A 26901-nucleotide genomic window follows, 5' to 3' on the forward strand; every position below is an offset into this window, starting at 1 on the left:
GAATTACCGCATGAGGGTCTTGGCTCAATGCGGTTGGAACGGTGTGATCAACCGTGTCTGATGAATGACCCATCCCCCGTTAATGGGAAAGAGCCGATGGCGGAAGAGGTGGGATTCGAACCCACGAATGGTTGCCCATTGCCGGTTTTCAAGACCGGTGCCTTCAACCGCTCGGCCACTCTTCCGAAACCCTGCGAATCATACTCGTTTGGGAAATGATTTGCCAGCAGCGCCCGTTACAACAACGTCGTACATGATAGGTGCTTGCTTGCCATAACAAGTGGTTACAAAGGAGACTTGCGCAAGTAGTACGACTTTTCCTCAAATAGAGTACCGGCACGCCTTGTGCCGTGTGAAGATCGACGGACGAGGTTGGACAGCATGCCCGGATCGCTTATGTGCAGACCAGCTAAACGTTATAGGACGATAAGCACATAGAGACAAGTCCATCCCTGATGTGCCTGTACTGATGAATTAGGCGGTTTTTTTGCCTCTGTTCTCCATTTTGAGAGCCATGCCAGATTGTTATGTTCTGTTGTTCAGCTAAGAAAAAGATGCAATCTAAATAGATGCACACCTCTACTGAATCGGCAGTTCCGGCAACTCAATCAATCAGAACGGGAGGATAAAATGTCGACTTCTCATGACAATTATATATTCTTTGATGTAGCAGGGATGAAAGCGTTCAGCTTTACCGAAACAAGTCATTCGATAACATCTGGACAGCCATATCACGGCGTTTCATCTGGCATAAAAAAGGAGGATGGTCACGACCAGGCCTACATCATGGTTAATGCCGGGAGGAAAAATTCGGCATCGGTTGCAAACTGGTTTAGAACGGCAGCGGGCAATGGTCAGACCGTAGTTTGTGACAGCGCCGGAACTTATCCAAACGAACTGAACTTTGCGGTACAAGGAACAATGAAGATTACCAACGAATCCAATCAAGTAATAGTTTGCGAAAACTTGATCGTAGCTCAAGGTCATTTTGTCACAAGCAATAACTGGTGGATTTCCAGCCCAACCATGCAGGGCGCTCATGTTTCCATCTCGGGTGCAGCCATGCAACGATGTACCGTAGAAGGCAGCTTCCTTCCGGTAATGGCTATTTTCAGTCCAAAGACACCTTGCGTGAATCATTTTAGTATCGGCATTATGAGTATCTAGCGAGACTGATCTTCGCGCCCAGGCATCGTCCGCAAATGTGCCAATGGTCACCGATCCGCGACTGTTTGCATTGATCCTCGTTCCCGATTGTTGATGCATTGTATTTTCGGAGAGACTGGATCTTTGAGATTGCAACTTTCCATAAAGATGAGTAGTCTTATGCGTGTAAAGTTTCGTCAACCAAGGAGACGTCATGCAACCTGAACTTCGATATTCCAGCCCGACTGTGCAAACCGGACTTGCAGTCGATCGCAACAAGGTACTGCGCAATACCTATTGGATGCTTGGTCTGACCATGATTCCAACGGTAATCGGTGCGATGATCGGAATGAGCACCAACTTCGCGTTCCTCGCGCAAGCGCCTATCATGGGACCGCTGGTGATGCTGGCCATCATGATGGGATTGCTGTTTGGAGTGAGCGCCACCCGTAACAGCGTCGTGGGAATCGGATTGCTGTTTCTGTTTACTTTTGTGGCCGGATGGTGGTTAGGCCCGATGCTCCAATATGCGCTTCATTTCAAGAATGGCGCGCAAATCATCACAACCGCCGCCGCGGGAACAGGAGCAATCTTCTTCACGCTGGCGACCATCGCCACGGTGACGAAGAAGGATTTCGGCTTCATGCAGAACTTCCTGTTCGTGGGACTGATACTCCTGATGATCGCGTCGATCGCCAATCTGTTCTTTGCCATACCGGCAGCCTCGCTCGCCATTTCGGCAGTTGCGGTACTGCTGTTCTCCGGCTTCATTCTGTTTGATGTAAGCCGCATCGTGAACGGCGGGGAAACCAACTACGTGATGGCAACCATGGGCATCTACCTCAGCCTGTACAACCTCTTCACCAGCCTGCTGCACCTGCTGCTGGCTTTGTCGGGCGAGAAAGACTGACGCGAGAGCGCCATAGGATAAAACTACAGGGTAAACCCGGCGAGCAAGCCAGGGGAATCGGGGAATACCTCCGGGGCGGCTGGAAGCAGTCGCCCTTTTTCATATCTGCTCGCTGGCTTTCTCGAACAGCGCGATGGACTCGACATGTGCCGTATGCGGAAACATGTTGATGACACCCGCCGCCTTCAACACATACCCATTCCTGTGCACCAGCACGCCCGCGTCGCGCGCGAGTGTGGCGGGATTGCAGGAGATGTAAACAATGCGCCACGGCTTGAGCTGTTTCTCTTCGAGAGCGGTCACCACGGCAATAGCGCCCTCCCGTGGAGGGTCGATCAGCATCTTGTCGAAATCCCCCTGCTCATGCATCCACCTTTCATCGATTTCAAACAGGTTGGCCTCCATGAATCGCGTACTACCCGCCAGCCCATTGCGTTGTGAATTTTGACGGGCCCGGGAAACGAGCGCCGCGCTGCCCTCATAGCCCACTACCTGCGCGCCGCCCCGCGCAATGGGAAGGGTGAAATTACCCAAGCCACAAAACAGATCCGCGACGCGTTCTCCCGCCTGAGGATCAAGCAGGTTTAGCGCCCGCCGCACCAGCATGCGATTAACCGCCGGATTCACCTGAGTGAACTCAGTCGGATGAAACGGAATGGTTACATCGAATTCCGGCAGCGTATAACTCAGTTCCGGCGCGTCTTTGGGATAGAAAGGATAGGCTGTTTGAGGACCGCCGGTTTGCAGAAAAAGCTGAACGTGATGCTGATCGGCAAAAGCCTTGAGCAAGGTTTCATCCTGCACGGTCAAGGGTTCAAGAATGCGCAGGACCAGTACATCCACGTTCTCGCCCAGTGAAACTTCAATCTGCGGCAGACGCTCGCGGATGGACAAATTTTCCACCAGCTTTCGTAATGGCATGATGAGCGCGGAAATACGCGATGGCATGATCCTGCAGATCTGCATGTCGGCAATGAAGCTGCTGCGCTTTTCATGAAAACCCACCAGCACTCCGCCTTTTTTTGCCACATAGCGGACCGACAGCCGCGCCCGGTAGCGGTAACCCCAGGGTGATCCATAAACTGCCGGCAATATCAGTTCGGGTGCGACCTTGCCGATGTGCTTGAGATTATCTTCGAGCACGCGCTGTTTTGCTGCCACTTGGGTACGAGCGTCCATGTGCTGCATGCTGCAACCGCCGCAGATGCCAAAATGATGGCATTCCGGCGTTACCCGCGAAAACGCGGGCTTGAGAATCTGATTGACCTGGGCAAGCTCGAAGCTCGGTTTTTTGCGATAGGCGTTATAGGTGACAACCTCTCCCGGCAGGGCGCCTTCGATGAAAATGACTTTGCCTTCAGCGTGCGCAACGCCCCGGCCTTCCTGATCCAGGGATTCGATAAGAACGGGGGCAGTCATCTCACATTGGCAGGTCCGAAATCGAGAACGGGTTCAGAAGGATTTGATATTCTACCCTCGGTTCTACCCACGGATGCCTTCCGGAATCTGACGCACCCCCATGCAGGAGAATGAGCAGCCTGAGCAGCTGTCGATCAATCCAGAAATGAAGAAGCTTCGCTCAAACAGAACCACTGTTCGAGAAATTCCTGCCAATGCGGCTCGGAAGACTTGCTCTGGGTGAGGCGAACCAGCCCGCATTCACGTTGATACTGTTCGTTATTGAAGGTTCCACGCATAAGCTGAAAGCGCAGGAACACAAGGTAGGTATTCACCACGTCCGTTTCGCAATAGTTGCGAATGGCGGCAATCTCGCCTTTCTGGAATGCGCTCCAGACCTGGGAGCCATCCATCCCCGACTTCCCCGGAAAACCCATCAGCTTCGCCAGCTCATCCAGCGGAACATTGGCGCGCGGCTGATACAACGCCAGGATATCCATCAAATCGAGATGCCGGGTATGGTAGCGGCTAAGATAGTTGTTCCATTTGAAATCGCGGTCATCATCGCCCATGTCCCAGTAGCGCCGGGCCTTCAGACCGTGGATGAGGCCGCGGTAGTGGAGCACGGGCAAGTCGAACCCGCCCCCGTTCCAGGAGACCAGTTGGGGACTGTATTTCTCTATGCCGTCGAAGAAGCGCTGTATGAGTTCAGCCTCGGAATCCGCCGGGCTTCCCAGAGACCATACACGGAATTCATCCTTGTCGCGCAGCGCACAGGAAATCGCCACCACCTTCTGCAGGTGCAGAGGAAGAAAATCGCTTCCGACAGTCTGGCGGCGCGACTGAAACGCCATCTCGGCGATATCCGCGGCCGGAAGCTCATGGGGAAGATTGTAGAGCCTGCGCAATCCCTCTGTATCGGGAACAGTCTCGATGTCGAAAACCAGTACGGGAGTCACGCTAGACGTTCAAATAAATCCTGCACATCTGTTTTTGAGGGTACCCGCCGCCCGCCTTTACTTCTTGACCCATCCGCCGTCCGCACCCTGATACCACCAGCCGCCCCGTGCCAGTTCGATCCACCGTTGGCCAAACGTGGAGCGAATATCGGCTTCCCATTCCGGGTGACTATTGGCGCGAGCGATCTCGCGATAAAGCGCGTTCCTGTCCTGATTTTCCGCTGCGATCAATCCATTCACCGACTGCCGCGCTGCCAGTGGCACTGCGTTGGCGTCCCGCATGACAATGAGGCCGTCACGCGTGAAGCCTATTGCTCCACCTGAATAATACGGCTCCAGTTGGCTATGGCGTTGCTGCATGCTCCGCTTGATGCTTGCTATCGCGGGGGTATCGATTTCGATATTGGCCTGGGTATGCCCGGCAAGCGGGGTCAATGATAATAGCATCAGCAGCGCTGCCCGGAAAATCGAACTGACCATGATATTTGCCTTTACTGTTATGGCTGCTGCTGCGGCTCTACCGCAGGTTGGGAAGAAGATGGGGGTGAAACGGGCTGCTCCGTCTTTTCACCCGCTTCAGGTTTCTTGAGTTGCCACACTTCTTCTATTATCTTGTCTGCTGCTTTTTCGGCTGCTGCGGCAGGGAAATAAATATTGATGGTGACGCAGGCGGCTGGCATCGTGCTGACCAGGGTCAGCAAAGCTGCCTGGAACAAAAGGTTCTTCATTGTTTATCCTGTTGAAGGACAGGCCTGGCATTGGCGTCCGTAATCCGTTGAAGACGACTTACCAATTCCCGCCAGTCCACCCTGCGATTATAACCTATCACTGTGATCGCCGGGATTCCGCCACCTTTGACGATCAGATACCCGTGGGGCATAGGTTCCGATTCTATCCCGCCCATACCGCAGACACCATTGCGCAATGTACAGCTCCACCCGATCTGCGAATAGCCGAACTCATCGAAGACACGCAGGAAACTGCGCTGGATTGCAGCGGCAGCGCCGACTCCACCCAGTGATGAAATGCTTTGCACTGCCCGCTGGCTGATGCGGCGGCTGTAATCGCCCGGGCTGCTCATGAGGCGGGCATCGAATTTCACCGGTTTCCAGTCAAAAAGCTCGAGATCATGCACAGCCACATCTATGCGGCCTTCCATATTGCCAAATGAGAATGCGCCGGTGAGCAGGTCAAGATCGAGATTGCGCATGTCCACATCCGCCATGAGGGAGGGCGCGGAGCCGAATGGCTCCAGCGCTTTCAGATTCCACACCAGCACCGTGCCATCAAACACGTTGAGAAGCAGGGCGCCCTGCACTTCAATAGCGGAGCCGTCGAATGTTACCTTGGGGATTTTTCCCGAGAGAGTGCCGCGCATCGGCTGAATCCCGAGCGCGCGGGTGAGTTGCTCCATGGATATGGGCGAGAGGTCGCCGCTGAACTGCCAGCGCCAGCCGGGGAGCGATCCCTGCGCCTGCCTGATGGCGCTGAAGTTCTCCAGGGTCAGCTTGCCGTCCAGCAAGGGTGCTTCCATTCGGGGTATGCGAAAATCAGGTTCATTTAATCCGGTTATCTCCAGAGGGATATGGACCGGCCCCACCGGTAGCCGGCTTACGTGCCCACCCCCTATCGTAATGGCGGCGTGCGTCAGCTCAGCTGCACGCAGGGGTATGCGCGTATTGATATCGCGCAGTACAAAGCGCCCGCCCTCGTCCTCCAGCGATACGTCACGCAGATCGACATCGAGCATTTCGTTCACACCATTCCGGAATCGCCACTTTACTCCCGCCTGCCCGGCGGTCTTCAATGCGGAAAAAGATGTGTTGATCAGAAAAGGTTTTACGATCTGACTGTATAACCCTGCCATTTGGAGATCAGGCGCATCGAGGTCGAAATCGTGCAGCGTGTTGGCCCTCCAGTCCATCCTGCCGGACAGATCGATCTCACCAATCTCCGCCAGAGAGAGTCTTCCCGTGCGGAGACGGAGGGTACTACCATCGACTTCGCCACGCGCGCTGAAACGGTCACCATGGGCAGCGAAATACAGCGGTTGCCAGAACACTTCCCCTTGCGGCCAGTGCGCATCTGCCTGCCACTCCCATAAATGAGTCTTCTGCCCGGGAATCTGTCGAGGCATGCGCCTGGCTCTTGCGTCAACGGTGACACTGATATTCTCGCCCGCATGCAAACCGCTGACATCGCTGAAGGCTACGTCCTCCACCGCCAGATGGGCATCGATGACAGCAGCTCCGTCGAGATCGGCCCGGAGTTTCGCTACGCCATTGATTTTCCCTTTCGTGGATGAAGGCAGGATGGCATTCTCGCTGACCGGCAGCAATTGCACGACCTGTGCAATCTCTCCGTTAGCCGCGGTAAGCGTACCTTCCCAACCTGCTCTTCCCGTGCGAAGCGACAGCTTCCACCCCTCGCCTGTCTTGCCTGCGCTGTTTCTGATTCTCACATCGAGGATTTTTACGTCGGAAGTTCTGCCTGGAACAGATAGCCGAAATGACACAGGCAGTGGCGCGGACTCCGATAACCTCAGGGCACCGCTATCACAGTTGATCTCTTCCCTGCGGGTGCGAAATCGATCACATGAAAAATGCAGGTTATGCCAGGTCTTTCCCTGTATCCCCACCTCGGCCAGCTTCATTCTCAGCGAGGACGATGGAGGAGCGCCAGCGAGGGTGATCTGGATTCCCTTGATATTGGAAAGCGGACCGCGGATATCCTCTGCGGAAAGGGTAAGAGACGCAGCCTGCACGGATACCACTGCGGGGAAGAACGCTGCCAGTATCCTGATGAGGAATTTCATCACGAGCAAGCCATTTTTCGTTCGTTCTGGGCCCTATTGCCGGTACCTTGCTACGGCTATCAGACCCCGCCTACCCCCTGAAACCGGTAATCACGCAGGGAAAACACCCGTGGAAAGATAACGGTCGCCTCGGTCGCAAACAATCGAGACGATCGTTGCATTTTCTGCTTCTGCAGAAACCTTGAGCGCCGCAGCGAGCGCACCGCCGGAAGAAATCCCTGCAAAAATCCCCTCCTCGGACGCAAGCCGCCGCGTCATTTCTTCGGCTTCATCCTGGGAAACCAGCATGATGCGGTCTACCCGGCTCGGATCATAGATTTTTGGCAGATAGGCTTCAGGCCATTTTCGGATACCGGGAATCTGGGCGCCTTCTTCCGGCTGCACGCCGATGATCCGGACCTCGGGTTTCTTCTCCTTGAAATAGCGGGAGCAACCCATGATGGTTCCGGTCGTGCCCATGCTGCTCACGAGATGAGTAATCTTTCCTTCGGTATCCCGCCAGATTTCGGGAGCGGTGCCTTCGTAATGGGCGCGCGGGTTATCGGGGCTGGAAAACTGGTCGAGGATGATTCCCCGCCCCTCGTCGTGCATTCGCTCGGCCACGTCGCGCGCTTCTTCCATGCTGCCCTCTCTGGAAGTCAGTATGATTTCCGCTCCGTACGCCTTCATCGATTGCCGACGCTCCACGCTGAGATGCTCGGGCATCACCAGCACCATGCGATATCCCATGATTGCCGCCGCCATGGCGAGCGCAATGCCGGTGTTGCCGCTGGTAGCCTCTATCAACGTATCGCCGGGCTTGATTTCCCCGCGCTCCTGCGCGCGCGTAATCATCGACAAAGCGGGACGGTCTTTTACCGAACCCGCCGGATTGTTCCCTTCCAGCTTCAGGAGAATGGCATTGTTAGTGTTTCCGGACAGGCGTTTGAGCTTGACCAGAGGTGTATTGCCGACAAAATCTTCTATGGTTTTGAACATGACCTGCCCGACTTGTGAAACGTCACAACGAATTCCCGCAGTAGTGCCGGAGTGACGCGTAGTGACCGTGGGAGATGAGGATAAAGCGTAATCTATGGATAGTGGATAGGTTGGCCAAGCCTTTATCCATTCCGCAACCTGCGACTATGCGCGAGGATTATTCTCTGGCAGCGGCTTTGTGCTCCTTCCTGCCTGCCGCGCCGCCACTACTGCCACCGACAGTTATATCCTTGCGGAGCTTCTGAACCGTGGCGGGACCAATGCCGCTTACGTTCTGCAAATCGTCCACGGATTTGAAAGACCCCTTCTTCTTGCGATATTCGATGATCGCCTTGGCTTTGGCCGGGCCGATTCCCTGAAGACTTTCCAGTTCGGCCTGGCTAGCGGTATTGATATTGACAGCCGCGAATGCCGCTCCGCTAAATACGAACAGCGTAATAAGGAGAAGAAACAGTTTGGTCATATTTTTAGCGGATTCGGTCATCAAATATCGTGCAGCGCTGTCGGAAATGGCATCAGAACGGAATATCATCATCCATATCATCAAACCCGGTGCTACTTCTGGCAGGCGCCTTACTGCTGGATGTGCTCGGTGCAAAACCACCTTCATCTCTATCGGGCGCTTCATAACTGACGCCCCCAGGCTTACTCCCTAACATTTTCATATCGTTGGCGATGATATCGGTGGTGTAGCGTTCGACACCCGACTTGTCGGTCCATTTGCGCGTCTCCAGCCGTCCTTCGACATAGACCGGGCGTCCTTTCTTGAGATACTCGCCTGCGATCTCAGCCAGCTTGCGGTAGAAAGTGACGCGATGCCACTCGGTTTTTTCCTGCTTTTCGCCGTTCTTGTCTTTCCAGGTCTCGGTTGTTGCCACGGTGATATTCGTTACCGCGTCACCATTCGGCATATAGCGGGTCTCAGGGTCCTTGCCGAGGTTGCCGATGAGTATGACTTTGTTGACTGATGCCATTTATGCTTCCCCTCCAAGTAATTGAGCAACCCCTTGCTCATCAAAACCGCGCATATCTACTTTCAGGTAAGCCACCCCTTCGCTCGCAAGCACAAGCGCTTCATGCACACCGGGCAGCGCTGCAAGTTGCTGCGAAAGCCCGTGGGCGGCGCCGGTATCCATTACCTGTACGTGATACATCCTGGTGCGGACAGCTGCGGGCGCCTTCATGGTAACGGCAAATATCAGCCAGAACATGAGGAGCGCGGCACAAAATGCAAACAGTGCAGTACTTCCGTAATGCTGATAGAGATAGCCACCGGCACTGGCACCAATAAACGTGCCCAGGAACTGGACACTGCTATAGACACCGATGGCGGTGCCTTTTGCCCCCACCGGGGCGATCTTGGAAATGAGCGAAGGCAGGGTTGCTTCCAGCAGATTGAAGGCGGTAAAGAATACCAACAGGGCCCCTGCGGTGCCCCATATCGAATCGAATGTATAGGCCAGCAGGATCTGGCTTACCAGCAGCACAGCGACGGATATGACAAACACTTGCTTAAGCTTTGCCTTCTTTTCGCTATAGATGATCACTGGAATGATCAGCAGCATGGAAATGACCAGCGCGGGAAAATAGATTTGCCAGTGATGATCCGCTGCGAGCCCTGCCTGCCGCAGCGATAGCGGTACCACCAACCATAGTGCCATCAATACAGCGTGCAGTGCAAAGACACCAAAATCGAGCCGCAACAGTTCGGGATTTCGCAAAACATTGGAAAATCGCCCAGCGGATGCTTCCGTATCCGAATGAAACCGACTCTCTGTCGGGTTGGGAACCACTCGCGAAACTACGACCATCGCCAGCAGCACCAGCACGCCTGTCATCAAAAAAATTCCGGGCACGCCAATCATGAGGTTGAGCGACGGCGCAATAACCAGCGACAGCGCGAAAGTAGTTCCTATCGTCATGCCGATCGCTGCCATTGCCTTGGTGCGATGCTCTTCGCGTGTAAGGTCCGCGGCAAGCGCCATCACAGCCGCCGAAATCGCACCTGCGCCCTGGATAACACGGCCAATGATTACCCAGTAAATATCCGTTGCCCCGGCTGCGACAAAACTGCCCAGGGCGAACAAGAGCAGGCCGCCATAAATCACCGGTTTGCGGCCGAAGCGATCAGACAGCCAGCCAAACGGAACCTGCAATATCGCCTGCGTCAACCCGTACGCCCCCAGTGCAATCCCGACCAGCGTGTAATTGTCGCCTCCCGGTAGATGTTCGGCGTAAAACGCGAATACCGGAAGAATGATGAACATTCCCAGCATGCGCAGGCCGTAAATACTCGCCAGGCCCGCGATCGCGCGTACCTCTGTGGGTGACAGTTTCTCGGAAGACGATGAGGGGGACATGAATCAGATTGGGAAAACGCGGAAACTTGAGTATATTAACAGGTTTGGCCGGTTCTCAGGTAGTCTTGCCCCGGTGGATGAGCAGGCGCCGGACCGTCAGCGAAAGGAGTCAATGGAACTCATCAAGATCCGCGGTGCGCGCACGCACAACCTAAAAAATATCAACATCGATCTGCCGCGCAACAAACTTGTCGTCATTACGGGTCTGTCGGGATCGGGCAAGTCTTCGCTGGCATTCGACACGCTCTATGCGGAAGGCCAGCGGCGTTATGTGGAGTCGCTTTCCGCGTACGCCCGCCAGTTCCTGCAATTGATGGAAAAGCCGGATGTCGATCTGATTGAAGGATTATCGCCCGCCATCGCCATAGAGCAGAAGGCGACTTCGCATAACCCGCGCTCGACTGTCGGCACTGTCACTGAAATACATGATTACCTGCGCCTGCTTTTCGCACGGGTAGGAGATCCGCAGTGTCCCGATCATGGCATCACGCTGACCGTGCAGAGCGTGTCCCAGATGGTCGATCATGTGCTGCGACTGCCGCCGGATACCCGGCTGATGATACTTGCGCCACTGGTGGTGGGGCGCAAGGGCGAGCAAGTGGACTTGATCGATGAACTGCGCGCGCAGGGCTTCATCAGGCTGCGGGTCGACGGGAACGTATACGAAATCGATGCCCTGCCCAGGCTGCAAAAAAACCAGAAGCATACGATCGAGGTGGTAATCGACAGGCTCAAGGTTTCGCCGGATTCGAAGCAGCGGCTGGCGGAATCGTTCGAAACAGCGCTGCGCCATGCCGAGGGACGCGCACTGGCGGTAGAGATGGATTCCGGTGCCGAGCATCTTTTTTCAGCCAGGTTCAGTTGCCCGATATGCAGCTATTCGCTGCCCGAACTCGAACCGCGTCTGTTTTCGTTCAACAACCCGATGGGTGCCTGCCCCAAATGCGATGGACTGGGCAGAATCACCTTCTTCGATCCCAAACGGATCGTCGCGTTTCCGCATCTGTCGTTGGCTTCCGGCGCCATCAAGGGATGGGACAGGCGCAACCAGTTTTATCATCAGTTGCTGGTGAGCCTGGCGAGCCATTACGATTTTGATCTGGAAGTGCCTTTCGAGCAACTGAACAGCCATATTCAGGACATCATCCTGAATGGATCGGGCAATGAAAAAATCATGTTTTCGTATCCGAACGAAAACGGATCGAGAAATTATCGCAAGCATACGTTCGAGGGAATCATTCCCAACCTGGAACGGCGCTACAAGGAAACCGATTCAGTTACCGTACGCGAGGAACTGGCGAAATACCTGAATTCCCAGGTCTGTACTGAATGCGCTGGAACGCGCTTGCGGCGGGAAGCACGCCATGTGCATGTAGGCGGCATGGCAATATATGAAATCAATGCCTTGCCGCTGAAAGAAGCAAAGGTTTTTTTCGAGCAGGTGACGCTGACCGGTCATAAGCTTGCCATTGCAGAGAAGATCATCAAGGAAATCTCAAGCCGTATATCATTTCTCAACAATGTCGGGCTGGACTACCTGTCGCTGGATCGGTCCGCCGATACCTTGTCCGGGGGGGAATCCCAGCGCATCCGGCTTGCCAGTCAGATCGGATCCGGTCTCACCGGTGTGATGTATGTGCTCGATGAGCCTTCCATCGGCCTGCACCAGCGGGACAACAGCCGCCTGCTGAAAACCCTCAAGAATCTGCGCGATCTCGGCAACAGCGTGATCGTGGTGGAACACGATCAGGATGCAATACTGACCGCGGATCACGTGATAGACATGGGTCCGGGGGCCGGTGAGCATGGGGGCGCCATTATCGCTCAGGGTACGCCGGAAGCTATCCAGCGCGACCCCGGCTCACTTACCGGAAAATATCTCTCGGGCGAATTGACCATAAGCACACCCGAAAAACGCACCGAACCGAAAAATGATCGCTGGCTGCGGATTGAAGGCGCCTCGGGAAACAACCTGAAAAACGTCACCCTGAACCTGCCGGTGGGATTGTTCGTTTGCATTACCGGTGTATCCGGCTCGGGTAAATCCACGCTCATCAACGAAACCCTCTATCAGGCTGCTGCCCGGCATCTCTATGGCAGCGCAACTGAACCCGCTCCCTATCAGAACCTGGAAGGGCTGGCGTTTTTTGACAAAGTGATCAGCGTGGATCAAAGCCCCATCGGACGCACGCCGCGCTCGAATCCCGCAACTTATACCGGGTTGTTCACTCCGATTCGGGAGTTATTCGCCGGTGTGCCGCAGGCGCGGGAACGCGGCTATGGGCCGGGGCGGTTCTCGTTCAATGTGAAGGGGGGCCGTTGCGAAGCCTGCCAGGGTGATGGCATGATCAAAGTGGAAATGCACTTTCTTCCCGACATCTACGTATCATGCGATGTCTGCCACGGCAAGCGCTATAACCGCGAAACCCTGGAGATTCAATACAAGGGAAAAAACATTCATGAAATCCTGCAGATGACGGTAGAGCAGGCGCATGAATTCTTCAGTGCCGTACCCGTGGTGGCGCGCAAGCTCCAGACCTTGCTGGATGTCGGCCTGGGTTACATCAGCCTGGGCCAGTCCGCAACAACGCTTTCGGGCGGCGAAGCGCAACGGGTGAAGCTGTCGCTGGAACTCTCCAAGCGAGATACCGGGCGTACGCTCTATATTCTGGATGAACCCACCACCGGGCTTCATTTCCAGGATATCGACCTCCTGCTCAAAGTGCTGCATCGATTGCGCGACCACGGCAACACCGTGGTCGTGATCGAACACAACCTGGATGTGATCAAGACTGCGGACTGGATTATCGATCTCGGCCCCGAGGGCGGCGAAGGCGGTGGTGAAATCATCGCACAGGGGCCGCCCGAGGAAATAGCAGCGAATGAAAGGAGCTTTACCGGGCATCACCTCAAGGACATGCTGGAGAATTTTCACGTGGCCACCTGAATACTGGCGTGAGGCTGGAAGGTGAACGTACGATGAATCCCCGGGCACTCCTGCTCAATAGTTTCAACGCTGCGCTCACCGCAGCCGATCCGCTGCGCGTTGTACCGCCGCATCTTGCTTCCGTGTCATCTCGCGCCCCTGCAGTCAAACAGCATGAGGGCTGCATTAGAGGCCATATCAGGGACCGTGAAGGACGGACCTTGGTGGTAGGTGCGGGCAAGGCCGCGGCGGCAATGGCGCAGGCTGTGGAAACCCATTGGCCGCAAGAGGTGCCTTTGAGCGGAATCGTACTCACCCGCTATGGTCACGGCCTGCCCCTCGAACGAATCCGGTTGATAGAAGCAGGCCATCCGCTGCCTGACGAAAGCGGGGAGCAAGGGGCCCGTGCCATTCTGGCGGAAATAGAAAAACTGGGAGCCGGCGATTTCCTGCTGTGCCTGCTGAGTGGAGGCGGTTCCAGTCTTCTGTCGGTACCTGTAACCGGCATATCGCTCGATGATCTCCGCGATGTCACTACCCAACTGCTGCATAGTGGTGCGCCCATCCAGGAAATCAATACCGTACGAAAGCATCTCTCCGCGACAGCGGGCGGGCGACTGGCGGCTTCGAGCCGTGCTCCGGGGCTGGCACTGATCATTTCCGATGTAACGGGAGACGATCCGACCCATATTGCTTCCGGCCCCTGCGCACCTGATCCTACGACGTTCTCCGATGCGCTCGCCATACTCGAACACTATAAAATCGAGGCGTCGGCAGCCGTGACGGAAACGTTGCGTGCAGGAGTGGAAGGCAGACTCAGGGAGACGCCCAAACCCGGAGATGCCGTTTTCGACCGGGTGGAAAACCGGGTGATTGCAACGGCGCATGCTTCACTCGTGGCAGCGGCGGAATATTTTTGTGCCCAAGGAATTCCAGCTGTAGTGCTGGGGGATTCCGTTACCGGGGAAGCGCGCGAGGTGGCGAAGGTCTTCGCCGCAATGGCGAAGGAGGTGCGGCAACATGGGCAGCCGTGGAAGCTGCCGGTAGCCCTGATCTCAGGAGGCGAAACGACAGTCACATTACGGGAAAATGAACAAGGATATGAGAAGGGCGGACGGGGTGGTCGCAATACCGAGTTCCTGCTGTCTCTTGCCATCGAACTGAACGGTGCGCCAAACATCTACGCGCTCGCCTGCGATACCGACGGCATAGACGGCACTGAAAACAATGCGGGCGCACTCATCACCCCGGACTCCCTCAGGCGCGCCGCCGAGCGGCGCATGAACCCTTCGTCCTTGCTAACCTGTAATAATGCCTATGCCTTTTTTGAAGCGCTGGGCGATCTGATCACGACGGGTCCGACCCGAACCAACGTCAACGACTACCGCGTCATACTGATTCTGTGAATCTGCGACAGGAGGTTCGAATCCCTCGATGCGGCCGGAAGCCTCTCTCGGCTTGACGATACCTGCTGCGGAATCTCTCGCTGCTTGCAAATGTCACAAAACCGCAATACTGTTTACATATCATCGAAATATAAGAAAAAATCAAAAACGGAGAAGATTCTGACGATAGAAGGAACGATCTAATGGCAGCAACAATACTGGTGGTGGAAGATGAACCGGCGATCCAGGAACTGATCTCATATAGTCTCCGGCAAGCCAAGCATACGGTTTCCTCGACGAAAAACGCAGAGGAAGCCATGAAAATCATCAATGATACGCTGCCCGATCTGGTGCTCCTGGATTGGATGCTACCTGGGATGAGCGGCGCGGATTTTGCCCGCATGCTGCGGAGAGCCGCCCGTACAAAGGATATTCCCATTATCATGCTCACCGCTCGCGCAGACGAAAGCGACAAGGTGACCGGACTGGAAAGCGGCGCCGACGATTACATTACCAAGCCTTTTTCACCCCGGGAGCTGCTGGCGAGAATCAAGGCGGTACTGCGGCGGCGCGCTCCCGAAGCCGCCGACGATATGGTGGAGATCGGTGGACTGCGACTGGATTCGGCAACCCATCGCGTCACTGCGAATGAGACTGAAGTCGTGCTCGGGCCCACCGAATTCCGCTTGCTGCACTATCTCATGACTCATTCCGAACGGGTACATAGCCGTTCCCAATTGCTCGATCAGGTATGGGGCGATCATGTATTTGTCGAGGACCGTACTGTCGATGTGCATATCCGCCGCCTGCGCAAGGCCCTCGAAAACGTCGACAAGGATGGATTGGTGCAGACAGTACGGGGCTCCGGCTATCGCCTCTCGGCAGGGCAAGCGGTGAACGCGGGATAAAAGCTGGAATGATCTGTTGTAATCGTTCCAGCTGACGCTTGTGTCCGGTTTCTGGGGGCATTTTGCCACTCTCGTACTGATTGCCGTTGTAAGCGGAGTACTGATGGCTGTGTTCAGCGCAGCTGCGGCGCTGACCTTTTATGTCATCGTTCTGTTCCTGCTGGTCCTGCGCCACTCGCGCAATCTGAAGCGGCTGGACCGATGGCTCCGCAGTGAAGAAGCTGCGCTACCCGACAGCTCCGGCAGATGGGGAGATGTATTCGCGCGCCTGGCCCGGCTCATGCGCGATCAAAAACAAACCCACCAAAACCTCAGCTCCGCTTTGGAGCGTCTGCGGCGCGCCACCTCAGCCATGCCCGAGGGAGTTGTCATCCTCGATGAAATGGACCGCATCGAATGGTGCAATCCAGTGGCCGAAAAGCATCTGCGCATCAATGCCGGTCTCGATACCGGACAGCATATTACGCATCTTATGCGTCAGACCCAGTTCGCGGAATATCTCGCCTCGCGGAATTACAAAGAACCCCTGGTGATTAAACAGCCGCGGCAGCACGAGTTGATGCTCTCGCTGCAGTTCGTTCCTTATGGCGACAAGCAGAAACTGCTCCTCAGCCGTGATATAACCAAGCTTGAAAGAATCCAGACCATGCGCCGCGATTTTGTCGCCAACGTCTCGCATGAACTGCGCACGCCTTTGACGGTCATCGGTGGATTTCTCGAAATGCTGTCGGACGATAATCAACCAGATCCTGATACACGCCGATGGGCGCTGGAATTGATGAGCGAGCAGACACGACGCATGCAGAGCCTGGTGGAAGATCTGTTGACCCTGTCGCGACTCGAAGATACGGAAAACCAGGTGCGCGAGGAGCACGTCAATATACCGGAAATGTTGCGAATGCTGTATGAGGAAGCGAAATCCCTGAGTGCAGGACACCATCGCATCACGCTCAAGCTCGATACAACCGCAAGACTCCTCGGCAACCTGTTTGACCTGCGCAGCGCCTTTATCAACCTGATCAGCAATGCCATACGCTATACTCCGGATGGGGGGAATATAACGCTGCGCTGGGCTGTTCAGGACGGGCAGGGTGTATTTTCGGTGCAGGACACCGGGATAGGGATCGAACCGGAACATATCTCGCGCCTGACGGAGCGTTTTTATCGCGTGGATCGGGGCCGCTCGCGTGAGACCGGAGGCACGGGCCTCGGTCTTGCCATTGTCAAGCACGTGCTCAGTGGTCATCAGGCGAAGCTGGAAATTACCAGCGAACCAGGCAAAGGCAGTCGCTTCAGCGCAGTGTTTCCGACTACCCGGCTTCTGATACAGCAAGATGAGTGAATAGCGGCCTGCTGCGCGCGGTATAATCGGCTGCATACCACTTCCCCGGAAAGCGGATATCGGACGCAACGAACAGTGGAATAAACAGATCCACTGCGGACAAGATATCGCTATCCATTGCATGAAGAGACGTACCGTTCCTATGTCCAGAACCCGGCCTGAACATCCCGATCTTACCGAAACTACTGTCAGCAGCCAGAAGGTTTTTGAAGGCGACCTGCTGCATGTCTACCAGGACCATGCACGCCTCCCCGACGGCAAAGTGAAAATACGCGAGTACATCGCGCACCCTGGCGCGGTGGTCATTATCCCATTGCTCGACAATGGTGAACTGGTGCTGGAACGTCAGTTCCGTTACCCGCTGCACCGGGATTTTTACGAATTGCCCGCTGGAAAAATCGACTCCGGGGAGGAGCCGCTTGTATGCGCGCAACGGGAACTGCTGGAAGAAACCGGTTATACAGCGAAAAGCTGGCGTTATCTCACCACCTTGCATCCCTGCATTGGTTACTCAAACGAAAAACTGATCTATTACCTCGCGCAGGAACTCACTTTTGAGGGGGCAAACCTCGATGATGGAGAATACCTGGAGATATTTACCCTGCCTCCGGCAGAAGCACTTGAATGGGTAAAAGAAGGAAAAATTACCGACAACAAATCGGTTTCAGGTTTGTTCTGGGCGGAGAAGATATTGAGAGGCGAATGGGCAGTAAAGTAACAGAGGAGAAAAGCAGCAGAGATTGTACAGATCAGGTGGGTTCGGACCTGCCCAAAACTTTTAGCTCAAAAAACTTCGGCTGCCCTATTAATCTCTGCCTGCTCGCAGTCGCTGGGGCGTACACAGTTTATTGAGCAGGGTAACGGCAGAGAACTTGTTGCTTCCACCGCGGCCTTTTCCTGCCTGATCATGGACTCTGCTTATTTCCAGAGTATCTCCCTGTACCTGCGCACTTACAGTGTAGGCATCGAAACCGAAATCTTTACCGAAGTCGATCCACTCGAGAGGGAGTGTAAATTCCACTCCCCTGGCGACACGTTCTACCTTCAAATGGCGGGGCATATCATTTTCACGGGACTGCTCCAACACTTGGGGCAATAGAGGGTAATCAGGCTGAAGGGCCGTTTCATACATCAGAACCTTATTTCCATTTTCTTTATTTATCGGAATGAGGAAAACATAGACTTTTCCATGTAGTATACGCAGCAGTAAGTGATCGGCAACTTCCCCCTGCGCTCTTTCTCCCCTGGTCTTAACTTGAAATACCAAGTGATCCTCTGGAGAAATATCGGTAGTCACAGATAGAATATCGAGCTCCGGAGACAACCCTTTGTCCATGAAAGAGACGATCGTACGAGGATCGGCATCGATCTGCATGGCGGATACAGTGAGAGAGAAGACCATCAGCAGTGGGAGCAGCGCACCAGGGGGAATCATGATTCAAACAATGTCCTGTTCTTGCGAAATAAATCTTCTATATCTGTGGCGTCCGTCAATGCATCGAATATCACTCTGATATTTCCTGCAGGATCGATCAGAAACGCGGTAGTGCTGTGATCCACCTGATAATTCAGCATGTTTCCAGCATTTTTCGTATAGAAGGCGGTTTCCACACTGAAAGCAGCCTTGAACCGCTCCAGTTCCCCACCCTCGAGCCGCAAATAGCCAAGGTCGGTTCCGAAGGCCCTGATGTACTGTGACAGGATCGCATCCGTGTCCCGGTCCGGGTCTATTGTTACAAAGATTCCACCCAGACTGATCCGCTCGGCAACGCCGGCTTTGACCAGCATGGATAGATTGGCAAGCGACGCCGGACAGACATCCTTGCAGTGGGCAAACCCGAAAACGACCAATTGCCACATCCGGAGATCCCTGTCCGCATGTACCTGATTCAATCGGGCAGCAGCCTCGGGAAGCAAGGGTATCGGGCGGCGCAGGAGAACGGTAGCCGCCTCACTTCCGGCGCTCGCCGCCAGAAACAAGATTGCCAGCATAGGGTTGACGTATTTCCGGTATGTCCCTGAGCGGATTGCGCTGATGTATTTCATAGTCAAGTCAATGAATTCTTCTGGTTGGCTTCCGGAAGCGGTCCACCCTGTTCAATCTCCGGGAAGAATCCCGGAGGAGAGAATGGGCCGGAATACGAAGGTATAAAGGAAAGGCGGGATGCCGGGATCAGCGCAGACCGCCTGCGGCAAATATGCCATGCGGCTTGACAAGACCATCACGCGGCCCCCATACCTTGGCTACCGTGTCGGTTTCAGTATCGATCTTCAGCACATATCCGGAAACCCAGCTGGCCACCAGTAAATAACGGTGATCCGGTGTCGGGCTGATCGTGTGAGCGACGGCGTATCCTTTCGGAAGTTCGAAACCGGGCCGCAGTCTCTTGATGAACTTCGGCTTTTCACGGTTGGTCAAGTCGAATACCGAGATGTAGCCATCATTGCCGAATGTAAAATCAAGCGTATCCTCTTCTGCGATGTAGAGCTTACCATTCACCACGGCGATATCCGATGCGGAGCGGAATACACCCGGGCTATTGGCGTGATGCGCAGTCTTGACTATTTCCTTTGCCGTTCCCAAGTGAGTGTCGATCAGCCACACGCCTGGCGGAATGATCTGCTGGGTGCTGGAGGGTGTCAGGGAAGTTTTGTCGAATTGCATCGAGGCGGTGACCGCATACCGCTCATCCAGCCAGTATACGAAATGGGTAAAAGCTGCATGCCTCTTTTCGTCGCCCAGCATGATCTGGCCTACCGTCTGCAATTCACCCGTTTCCCTGTTCGGCTTGTATACATCGATCACGCTGTTATCGAAAAAATAACCTGTCCCAAGACCAATGGTGCCCGATTTGTTGAAGTTAACCCCATGGGTTTGCTCCGTGTAGCCAGGTATGACGATTGGATCAAAACTCAGGAACTGATTCGTTTTGTGGTTGATGACACGTATCCTGTCCGATGTAAATTCCGTAAAGTAGAGAAAATCGGAGTACGGCAACAGGGTTGGGCCGTGAATTTGCGTTCCCCTGCCTATGAGCCAATTGGGAACGGCCTGTACGGGATTGACCGGCGTGACAAATGGTAATTCCGAGGGATTATTGGGTGAATCAGTCGCCAGCACGGCATCCACCCTCAGAGAAGCGTAGCGGGTATCCCAATTGATTTCGTTCACACCCAGGGCGATGATATAGGAAGGGTGATCCGACGTATTGTCGGAAGTGAGATAAATCCTGTTTCCTTCGGGCATCACTACAGTATGCTGCAGGGGAACATTTCCGGGCCAACCGGGAAGTGTGGCGGGATCCAGGATGATCAGCCCGTCGTTTTCATAATTGAAGAGATAAACCATCCCGTTGTGGTAGTCGATCGCGGTTGCGATAGGCTGAACATAACCGTTATAGACGTTCGGATACTGCTCGAACGGCAACGGCTCGCGATCCCCTCTTCCACGCCCCTTATCCGCATAATCGTCATCGTCGGTGAACGCCTTGTCGTCTTTTCCACGCAAGCTGTCGATTCTGGTGCGCATTTTGCCGGCGTTTGCCGTCGAAACAGCGATGCTTGATGAAGTGCTCTCTTTTAAGAAGGAGGGATTATCTGCGGCATAAATTGCGCTCACAGAGAGCGTCAGCATGCACAAGCCCGCCTGTAAAAACAGGCGAGAATTCTTCTTGATTAAAGTCATTTGAGATTCCCCTTATATGAATGAATAAATTCAACGCACTGGAAGAAATTTCCATCCATCAAGGAACCGGGATGCCAAAAGCAGCTTCTTCGGTTTGATACCGATCACTGACAGAATGAGGTATTTCCAGCACGCTTCTTTTTCTCGGATTATGAAAGCGCAGTGCCCGAGTCTCTCGCCCCAAGGAAGCGACATCGATACAACTGCGTTCCGAAAGGTTAGCACCGCCGGGCTGGATTCAAATCGGGGAATAAGAAGGGGAAGACTCCGCTAATTGCTGGGTATGAGCTTGATGAAGCGATGAGGATGCGTACTACTGTCCGGAACAAAATGAGTGGCAATCTGGAGAACTGCATGGACAAAAGACAGCCGCCTTGTAAGGACAGAATCTTTTGGGAAAAACCTTGATCGTCCGCAAAAGCGGAAATCCGTTGGTTTGTTATTACGTTAAAAAAGATCTGGAGATCTGCTTTTGCGGGCATGACGATACCTTGATGAATCCGGCGCAGAATTCATCACTCCGGTGTTCCCGCAAATGCAAATGGTTTTATGAGAACTGCTCGATTTGCGAAACCGGACAGGCACGCTCTCTAATGCAGCAAAGGGGAAAGGATATCAGTCAACGCGGGAAGTCCCACTGACTCTATGTCTTATATGGCCTCGAATATGCACTCACTCCGCAAAAAACTCCCGGACCTTGTCCATCCAGGATTTTGCGCGCGGGCTGTGGCGAGAGCCATCTTCCTGGTTGATCGCTTCCAGTTCTTGCAACAGCTCTCTCTGGCGAGAGGTAAGCTTGACCGGCGTCTCCACCACCACATGGCACAACAGGTCGCCCGGATTATTGCTGCGCACGCCCTTGATCCCTTTGCCGCGCAGTCGGAAGATTTTTCCGCTTTGTGTTTCCGCCGGTATCCGGATTTTGGCATGCCCTTCAAGCGTAGGAATTTCGATCTCGCCCCCCAGCGCTGCGGTCGTGAAACTGATGGGCATTTCACAGTGCAGATCGTTGTGATCGCGCTGAAAGACTGAATGAGGCGTCAGGTGAATGACGACATACAAGTCCCCTGGAGGACCGCTGTTGATCCCTGATTCGCCTTCTCCCGATAAGCGGATGCGATCGCCTTCATCCACACCCGCCGGAATTTTTACGGATAACGTCTTATGGTGTTTGACGCGGCCGGAACCGCCGCATGTATTGCATGGGCTGGAAATGAATTTACCGCTGCCATGGCACTTGGGACACGTCTGCTGGATCGAGAAGAATCCCTGCTGCATCCTCACTTGCCCGTGGCCATTGCAGGTAGGACAGGTGGTGGGGGAGGTGCCAGGCTTTGCGCCGTTGCCATGACAGGTGCCGCAGGCATCCATGGTGGGAATACGAATCTTCGTTTCGGTTCCGCGCGCTGCCTGTTCCAGTGAAATTTCCAGGTTATAGCGCAGATCCGCCCCGCGATAGACATTGGTTTGCGCGCCGCGCCCCCCGAAAAGATCACCGAATATATCGCCGAATGCGTCAGCAAATCCCTGTGCTCCGCCGCCGCCCATGCTGGCATCCACTCCGGCATGGCCATGCTGGTCGTACGCTGCCCGCTTTCTCGGATCTGAAAGTATTTCGTAGGCTTCTTTTGCTTCCTTGAAGTGTTCCTCTGCTTTCGGGCTATCCGGATTGCGATCCGGATGATATTTCATCGCCAGCCTGCGATATGCTTTTTTTATTTCATCCTCGCTGCTGTCTCGATTAATGCCCAGCACTTCGTAGTAGTCGCGTTTGCTCATATAGTCTTCTTGAAAATTTGGCAGCACGAGAGTAGCAGAGTAACTTAAACCAGCTTCCTCTCCGGCACGCCAAAACGCAGGATGCGGAAAGGAATGCTGTGCCTTCCCGCACCGCTGCGCTTAGAAATGTCTTGATGCTTTTTTGGCTGCTGCTTTTGCTGCTTGCGGATTTACTTCTTGTTTTTTACTTCCTCGAACTCCGCATCGACAACTTCTCCTTCGACAGGTTTTTCGGTCCCGCCGCTCTGGCCGGAAGGTTCCTCACCGGGTGCGGCCTGCGGGCCCTGCCCCTGTGAATACATCTTTTCCGCCAATTTATGCGAAGCCTCGGCCAATGCCTGGGTTTTGGCTTCGATGGTTTCCTTGTCGCCAGACTTCAACGCATCTTCCGCATCTTTCAGTGCCGCCTCTATCCTGGATTTTTCCTCATCGGCCAGTTTATCCCCATGCTCCTTCATGGTTTTCTGCACAGAGTGGATCATCGCATCGCACTGGTTGCGCGCCGTGACCAGTTCCATCGCCTTATGGTCTTCCTCGGCATGGGCTTCGGCATCCTTGACCATGCGCTGCACTTCCTCTTCCGACAGTCCGGAACTCGCCTGAATCTTGATCTTGCTTTCCTTGCCTGTCGCCTTGTCCTTCGCCGACACATGCAGTATGCCATTCGAGTCGATATCGAACGCCACCTCGATTTGCGGCATGCCGCGTGGAGCCGGTGGGATATCGGCCAGGTTGAATTGGCCCAGGCTCTTGTTGCCGGATGCCATCTCGCGTTCGCCTTGCAGCACGTGAATGGTTACGGCAGTCTGATTGTCATCCGCGGTGGAAAATACCTGTTGCGCCTTTGTCGGAATAGTCGTGTTCTTCTGGATTAGCTTGGTCATCACGCCGCCCAGCGTTTCGATACCCAGCGACAACGGCGTCACATCCAGCAGCAGCACATCCTTCACCGCGCCCTGCAGCACGCCCCCCTGGATCGCTGCACCCACCGCCACCGCCTCGTCAGGGTTCACATCCTTGCGGGGCTCTTTGGCGAAAATTTCCTTGACCTTTTCCTGTACCTTGGGCATGCGGGTCTGACCCCCCACCAGGATAACGTCGTCGATATCGGAAACCTTTATACCTGCATCCTTGATGGCGGTACGGCAGGGCTCCACTGTGCGCGTGATCAAATCTTCCACCAGGCTTTCCAGCTTGGCGCGTGTGATTCTTACCGCGAGATGCTTCGGCCCGCTGGCATCCGCCGTGATGTACGGGAGGTTGACGTCGGTTTGCTGGCTGGAAGAAAGTTCGATCTTGGCTTTTTCCGCGGAGTCCTTTAACCGCTGCAAAGCAAGCATATCCTTCTTGAGATCGATACCGTTTTCCTTTTTGAACTCATCCACCAGATACTCGATGATGCGGGCGTCGAAATCCTCACCGCCCAGGAAGGTGTCGCCATTGGTCGCCAGCACTTCAAACTGATGCTCGCCTTCGACTTCTGCGATTTCGATAATGGAAATATCGAATGTTCCGCCGCCCAGATCGTACACGGCAAGCTTGCGATCTCCTTCCTTTTTATCCATTCCGAAAGCAAGCGCAGCCGCGGTCGGCTCGTTGATGATGCGCTTGACCTCGAGTCCTGCGATGCGGCCTGCGTCTTTTGTGGCCTGCCGCTGGGAATCGTTGAAATAAGCCGGAACGGTAATGACGGCTTCGGTCACGGGTTCCCCCAGATAATCCTCCGCCGTCTTTTTCATCTTCATGAGCACTTGTGCCGACACCTCGGGCGGCGCGACTTTCTTGCCGCGCACCTCAATCCATGCATCGTTGTTGTCGGCTTTGATGATGGTGTAAGGCACCATTTTGATGTCCTTTTGCACCATCTCCTCGTTAAAGCGTCGACCGATCAGGCGTTTCACCGCGAACAAGGTATTTTTCGGATTGGTAACCGCTTGGCGTTTGGCAGACGCGCCCACTAGAACTTCGCCCTCTTCCGTGTAGGCCACGATGGAAGGCGTGGTGCGCGTCCCCTCGGAGTTTTCTATTACCTTGGGCTTGCCGCTCTCCATGACGGCCACGCATGAGTTAGTGGTTCCCAGGTCGATACCGATAATTTTTCCCATAATTGATCCTTGTATTAGTCAGTTCTTGATATCCGTTGTTATAAATCCGTCGAGTAATTCGCTTGTTACCGCTGAAATGGGGGTAAAGATCGTGATTTCAAGACTCTTTTCCCTTCGAAACCGAAACCAGCGCCGGCCGGATAACGCGATCATTCAGCACGTAGCCTTTCTGCATGACCTGCACTACGGTGTTGTGCGGAAGCTCGGACTCCACCATGCACATGGCCTGGTGCAAATGCGGATCGAATTTTTCACCCTGGGGATTGAGCTGCTTGATATTGAACTTGGCGAAAGCCGCAGTGAGCTGCTTGAGCGTCAACTCCATGCCGCTTTTGAAATTCTCGACGGTTGCATTTTCCACCGCCAATGCAGCGTCCAGGCTATCCATGACCGAAAGCAGTTCAGTCGAAAAATTTTCAATGGCGTATTTGTGCGCGTTGGTGACATCGAGCTGGGCACGCTTTCTTATGTTCTCACCCTCAGCCTTGGCGCGAAGCCATGCATCATAATGTTCCGCTGCATCGAGTTCCGCTTTTTTCAGTAACTGCTCCAGGCTGGGCATGGCTTCGCCCTCCTGCCCGGGCATCTTGGCTTTGTTTTCCCCGGTTTCCTGTACACCGCTTCCGCTTGTAACGGTCAGTTCGGGCTGGTCTGGTTGAGGCCGGTTTTCTTCTGTCATGGCTTTCTCCTGATTTTCTATCCATAAACATATCGGGATGGTTTCTCGAATTTCAAGCCCAAAAATTTCCAGGCTCGATAATGTGTGCAGGGGGCAGCTTGATAGAAAAAAGGACGTGAAAATCAGTGTTCCACGCTGATTTTTCTCGCTAATGCAGCAGCGTTCCCCAGGTATGTTTCGGGTCTCAGTTCACGCAATCGTTTTTTTTCTGTATCAGGAAGGGCAAGACCGTCAATAAACTGATGCAGCGCTGCCTGGGTGATGCCGCCCTTGCCACGTGTCAGCTCTTTCAACCGCTCGTATGAATCCGGCATGCCGTAACGGCGCATCACTGTCTGAATAGGCTCGGCCAGTACTTCCCAGGCATTTCTCAAATCCTCCTCCAGCCGGCCTGGATTGATTTCCAGTTTGTCCAGACCCCGGCTGCAGGAGTCATATGCCAGTAAGGTGTGCCCTAATGCCACACCCATGTTACGCAGCGCAGTGGAGTCGGTAAGATCGCGCTGCCAGCGCGATATTGGCAGTTTCTCGCTCAAGTGCCGCAGCAGCGTGTTGGCAATCCCTAGATTGCCTTCGGAATTTTCAAAATCTATCGGATTGACCTTGTGCGGCATGGTTGAGGAACCGACTTCATCTTTTCGGGTTTTTTGCTTGAAATACGCCAGCGAAATGTATCCCCATATATCACGGTTGAAATCCAGCAGGATGGTGTTGATCCTGGCATAGGCATCGAACAGTTCAGCTATGGTGTCGTGCGGTTCGATCTGGGTGGTATAAGGATTGAATTCCAGGCCGAGCTTTTCCACAAAATCCCGCGCAAATTTCTCCCATTCCAAGTCGGGGTACGCTGCCAGATGCGCGTTGTAATTGCCCACCGCACCATTGATTTTTCCGAGAATAGCCACCTGCGCAAGGTGCCGGCGTCCCCGTTGCAGACGATAAGCGAAGTTGCCGAACTCCTTGCCCACTGTCGTCGGCGTGGCAGGCTGCCCATGCGTGCGCGCAAGCATGGGTACCTCGGCCAGTTCGTGCGCAAATCGGATGAGGCTGCCAATAATGTTATCCAGCGCCGGCAACATGATGTCGTCGCGGCTGTGCATCAGCATCAATCCATGGGAAAGATTGTTGATGTCCTCTGAAGTGCAGGCAAAATGAATGAATTGTTCGATTCTGCCAATCTCGGCATTCCCCGTTAACTGCTTGCGAAGCCAGTATTCCACAGCTTTCACGTCATGGTTGGTGCGCGCCTCGATAAGTTTGACCGCTTCGCCATCCCTTTCGGAGAAATCCGTTACCAAGGTATCGAGCTGCGCAACCGTATCCGCGGATAACGGCAGTGCTTCATTAATGACGGATGCCTGACTCAATGCCTTGAGCCATTCAATCTCAAGCTGGACGCGGTAACGGATCAGCGCGAGTTCACTGAAATAGGACCTCAGTGCATCGACTTTGCCGTGGTAACGGCCATCAAGGGGAGAGAGTGCGGTGAGAAAGGATGAATTCATAGCTTGGTTTCCGGCGAAATT

At 54.4% G+C, this 26901-nt stretch carries 23 protein-coding genes and 1 tRNA gene; 7 read left to right on the forward strand and 17 right to left on the reverse strand.

Annotation, left to right across the window (positions count from 1 at the left end; genetic code table 11):
* Positions 1-97 precede the first annotated feature (97 nt).
* Positions 98-185 (reverse strand) — tRNA-Ser (locus C8R21_RS03895).
* A 445-nt stretch (positions 186-630) separates the two neighbouring features.
* Between C8R21_RS03895 and C8R21_RS03900 the strand changes: the two genes are divergently transcribed.
* Positions 631-1167: a hypothetical protein gene (locus C8R21_RS03900; RefSeq protein WP_107761530.1), complete on the forward strand. Its 537-nt coding sequence runs from the start codon at positions 631-633 to the stop codon at positions 1165-1167.
* A 193-nt stretch (positions 1168-1360) separates the two neighbouring features.
* Positions 1361-2056 (forward strand): Bax inhibitor-1/YccA family protein, encoded by a 696-nt coding sequence (locus tag C8R21_RS03905; protein WP_074703749.1) that lies wholly within the window; start codon positions 1361-1363, stop codon positions 2054-2056.
* A gap of 99 nt (positions 2057-2155) precedes the next feature.
* Here the strand turns inward: C8R21_RS03905 and rlmD are convergent, their stop codons facing one another.
* The 9 genes from rlmD to C8R21_RS03950 all read right to left on the reverse strand — a co-directional run bounded on the left by rlmD (position 2156) and on the right by C8R21_RS03950 (position 10566).
* Positions 2156-3475, reverse strand: a complete 1320-nt coding sequence (rlmD, locus tag C8R21_RS03910; RefSeq protein WP_107761531.1) for a 23S rRNA (uracil(1939)-C(5))-methyltransferase RlmD — start codon at positions 3473-3475, stop codon at positions 2156-2158.
* Positions 3476-3609: 134 nt separating this feature from the next.
* Positions 3610-4413: a 3'-5' exonuclease gene (locus C8R21_RS03915; RefSeq protein ID WP_107761532.1), complete on the reverse strand. Its 804-nt coding sequence runs from the start codon at positions 4411-4413 to the stop codon at positions 3610-3612.
* Between the two features lie 57 nt (positions 4414-4470).
* Entirely contained in the window at positions 4471-4893 is a 423-nt protein-coding gene (locus C8R21_RS03920; RefSeq protein WP_181258841.1) for a YdbL family protein, read from the reverse strand.
* A 17-nt stretch (positions 4894-4910) separates the two neighbouring features.
* Positions 4911-5141 (reverse strand): hypothetical protein, encoded by a 231-nt coding sequence (locus C8R21_RS03925; RefSeq protein ID WP_107761533.1) that lies wholly within the window; start codon positions 5139-5141, stop codon positions 4911-4913.
* A complete protein-coding gene (locus C8R21_RS03930; protein WP_258192253.1) occupies positions 5138-7228 on the reverse strand; it encodes a YdbH domain-containing protein in 2091 nt (696 codons plus the stop codon). The genes C8R21_RS03925 and C8R21_RS03930 overlap by 4 nt, the downstream gene beginning before the upstream one ends.
* A gap of 90 nt (positions 7229-7318) precedes the next feature.
* Positions 7319-8206, reverse strand: a complete 888-nt coding sequence (gene cysM / locus C8R21_RS03935) for a cysteine synthase CysM (protein ID WP_107761534.1) — start codon at positions 8204-8206, stop codon at positions 7319-7321.
* A 157-nt stretch (positions 8207-8363) separates the two neighbouring features.
* The gene (locus C8R21_RS03940) at positions 8364-8690 is read right to left on the reverse strand and encodes a ComEA family DNA-binding protein (protein ID WP_375135994.1); all 327 of its coding nucleotides are present in this window, start codon (positions 8688-8690) and stop codon (positions 8364-8366) included.
* 31 nt (positions 8691-8721) lie between these two features.
* Positions 8722-9180: a single-stranded DNA-binding protein gene (ssb, locus tag C8R21_RS03945; RefSeq protein ID WP_107761535.1), complete on the reverse strand. Its 459-nt coding sequence runs from the start codon at positions 9178-9180 to the stop codon at positions 8722-8724.
* Positions 9181-10566: an MFS transporter gene (locus tag C8R21_RS03950; RefSeq protein ID WP_107761536.1), complete on the reverse strand. Its 1386-nt coding sequence runs from the start codon at positions 10564-10566 to the stop codon at positions 9181-9183.
* Positions 10567-10678: 112 nt separating this feature from the next.
* Between C8R21_RS03950 and uvrA the strand changes: the two genes are divergently transcribed.
* From uvrA to C8R21_RS03975, 5 genes are all read left to right on the forward strand, one after another.
* Positions 10679-13513 (forward strand): excinuclease ABC subunit UvrA, encoded by a 2835-nt coding sequence (uvrA, locus tag C8R21_RS03955; protein ID WP_107761635.1) that lies wholly within the window; start codon positions 10679-10681, stop codon positions 13511-13513.
* 32 nt (positions 13514-13545) lie between these two features.
* Positions 13546-14898, forward strand: a complete 1353-nt coding sequence (locus C8R21_RS03960) for a glycerate kinase type-2 family protein (RefSeq protein ID WP_107761636.1) — start codon at positions 13546-13548, stop codon at positions 14896-14898.
* A gap of 182 nt (positions 14899-15080) precedes the next feature.
* Positions 15081-15785, forward strand: a complete 705-nt coding sequence (gene phoB / locus C8R21_RS03965; protein WP_107761537.1) for a phosphate regulon transcriptional regulator PhoB — start codon at positions 15081-15083, stop codon at positions 15783-15785.
* A 40-nt stretch (positions 15786-15825) separates the two neighbouring features.
* Entirely contained in the window at positions 15826-17127 is a 1302-nt protein-coding gene (gene phoR, locus C8R21_RS03970) for a phosphate regulon sensor histidine kinase PhoR (RefSeq protein WP_107761538.1), read from the forward strand.
* A gap of 142 nt (positions 17128-17269) precedes the next feature.
* A complete protein-coding gene (locus C8R21_RS03975; RefSeq protein WP_258192244.1) occupies positions 17270-17845 on the forward strand; it encodes an NUDIX domain-containing protein in 576 nt (191 codons plus the stop codon).
* An 87-nt stretch (positions 17846-17932) separates the two neighbouring features.
* Here the strand turns inward: C8R21_RS03975 and C8R21_RS03980 are convergent, their stop codons facing one another.
* The 7 genes from C8R21_RS03980 to purB form a co-directional block, all read right to left on the reverse strand.
* Positions 17933-18502, reverse strand: coding sequence for a DUF1292 domain-containing protein (locus tag C8R21_RS03980; protein WP_258192245.1), 570 nt, complete (start codon positions 18500-18502; stop codon positions 17933-17935).
* A gap of 56 nt (positions 18503-18558) precedes the next feature.
* Positions 18559-19173 carry an SCO family protein gene (locus tag C8R21_RS03985; protein ID WP_107761541.1) on the reverse strand — a complete coding sequence of 205 codons (615 nt, stop codon included), beginning with the start codon at positions 19171-19173 and terminating at the stop codon, positions 18559-18561.
* A 127-nt stretch (positions 19174-19300) separates the two neighbouring features.
* The gene (locus C8R21_RS03990) at positions 19301-20812 is read right to left on the reverse strand and encodes a YncE family protein (protein WP_107761542.1); all 1512 of its coding nucleotides are present in this window, start codon (positions 20810-20812) and stop codon (positions 19301-19303) included.
* A 672-nt stretch (positions 20813-21484) separates the two neighbouring features.
* Positions 21485-22591 carry a molecular chaperone DnaJ gene (gene dnaJ, locus C8R21_RS03995; RefSeq protein WP_107761637.1) on the reverse strand — a complete coding sequence of 369 codons (1107 nt, stop codon included), beginning with the start codon at positions 22589-22591 and terminating at the stop codon, positions 21485-21487.
* Positions 22592-22761: 170 nt separating this feature from the next.
* Positions 22762-24696 carry a molecular chaperone DnaK gene (dnaK, locus tag C8R21_RS04000; RefSeq protein ID WP_107761543.1) on the reverse strand — a complete coding sequence of 645 codons (1935 nt, stop codon included), beginning with the start codon at positions 24694-24696 and terminating at the stop codon, positions 22762-22764.
* A gap of 97 nt (positions 24697-24793) precedes the next feature.
* On the reverse strand, positions 24794-25375 hold the full coding sequence (grpE, locus tag C8R21_RS04005) for a nucleotide exchange factor GrpE (RefSeq protein WP_107761544.1): 582 nt from the start codon (positions 25373-25375) through the stop codon (positions 24794-24796).
* Between the two features lie 122 nt (positions 25376-25497).
* Positions 25498-26880, reverse strand: coding sequence for an adenylosuccinate lyase (gene purB, locus C8R21_RS04010; RefSeq protein WP_107761545.1), 1383 nt, complete (start codon positions 26878-26880; stop codon positions 25498-25500).
* Positions 26881-26901: the final 21 nt, after the last annotated feature.

It is taken from the genome of Nitrosospira multiformis, from assembly GCF_003050865.1.
Classification (GTDB): Bacteria; Pseudomonadota; Gammaproteobacteria; order Burkholderiales; family Nitrosomonadaceae; genus Nitrosospira; species Nitrosospira multiformis_E.

Bases quoted from the DNA above. Each gene is read 5' to 3' on its own strand.
- C8R21_RS03985 (WP_107761541.1), bottom strand. From the start codon at position 19,173: ATGAAATACATCAGCGCAATCCGCTCAGGGACATACCGGAAATACGTC.
- phoB (WP_107761537.1), top strand. From the start codon at position 15,081: ATGGCAGCAACAATACTGGTGGTGGAAGATGAACCGGCGATCCAGGAA.
- C8R21_RS03990 (WP_107761542.1), bottom strand. From the start codon at position 20,812: ATGACTTTAATCAAGAAGAATTCTCGCCTGTTTTTACAGGCGGGCTTG.
- C8R21_RS03960 (WP_107761636.1), top strand. From the start codon at position 13,546: ATGAATCCCCGGGCACTCCTGCTCAATAGTTTCAACGCTGCGCTCACC.
- grpE (WP_107761544.1), bottom strand. From the start codon at position 25,375: ATGACAGAAGAAAACCGGCCTCAACCAGACCAGCCCGAACTGACCGTT.
- C8R21_RS03900 (WP_107761530.1), top strand. From the start codon at position 631: ATGTCGACTTCTCATGACAATTATATATTCTTTGATGTAGCAGGGATG.
- purB (WP_107761545.1), bottom strand. From the start codon at position 26,880: ATGAATTCATCCTTTCTCACCGCACTCTCTCCCCTTGATGGCCGTTAC.
- C8R21_RS03920 (WP_181258841.1), bottom strand. From the start codon at position 4,893: ATGGTCAGTTCGATTTTCCGGGCAGCGCTGCTGATGCTATTATCATTG.
- rlmD (WP_107761531.1), bottom strand. From the start codon at position 3,475: ATGACTGCCCCCGTTCTTATCGAATCCCTGGATCAGGAAGGCCGGGGC.
- C8R21_RS03940 (WP_375135994.1), bottom strand. From the start codon at position 8,690: ATGACCGAATCCGCTAAAAATATGACCAAACTGTTTCTTCTCCTTATT.
- C8R21_RS03980 (WP_258192245.1), bottom strand. From the start codon at position 18,502: ATGCAGATCGATGCCGATCCTCGTACGATCGTCTCTTTCATGGACAAA.
- cysM (WP_107761534.1), bottom strand. From the start codon at position 8,206: ATGTTCAAAACCATAGAAGATTTTGTCGGCAATACACCTCTGGTCAAG.
- C8R21_RS03925 (WP_107761533.1), bottom strand. From the start codon at position 5,141: ATGAAGAACCTTTTGTTCCAGGCAGCTTTGCTGACCCTGGTCAGCACG.
- ssb (WP_107761535.1), bottom strand. From the start codon at position 9,180: ATGGCATCAGTCAACAAAGTCATACTCATCGGCAACCTCGGCAAGGAC.
- C8R21_RS03905 (WP_074703749.1), top strand. From the start codon at position 1,361: ATGCAACCTGAACTTCGATATTCCAGCCCGACTGTGCAAACCGGACTT.
- dnaK (WP_107761543.1), bottom strand. From the start codon at position 24,696: ATGGGAAAAATTATCGGTATCGACCTGGGAACCACTAACTCATGCGTG.
- dnaJ (WP_107761637.1), bottom strand. From the start codon at position 22,591: ATGAGCAAACGCGACTACTACGAAGTGCTGGGCATTAATCGAGACAGC.
- C8R21_RS03975 (WP_258192244.1), top strand. From the start codon at position 17,270: ATGTCCAGAACCCGGCCTGAACATCCCGATCTTACCGAAACTACTGTC.
- uvrA (WP_107761635.1), top strand. From the start codon at position 10,679: ATGGAACTCATCAAGATCCGCGGTGCGCGCACGCACAACCTAAAAAAT.
- C8R21_RS03950 (WP_107761536.1), bottom strand. From the start codon at position 10,566: ATGTCCCCCTCATCGTCTTCCGAGAAACTGTCACCCACAGAGGTACGC.
- C8R21_RS03930 (WP_258192253.1), bottom strand. From the start codon at position 7,228: ATGAAATTCCTCATCAGGATACTGGCAGCGTTCTTCCCCGCAGTGGTA.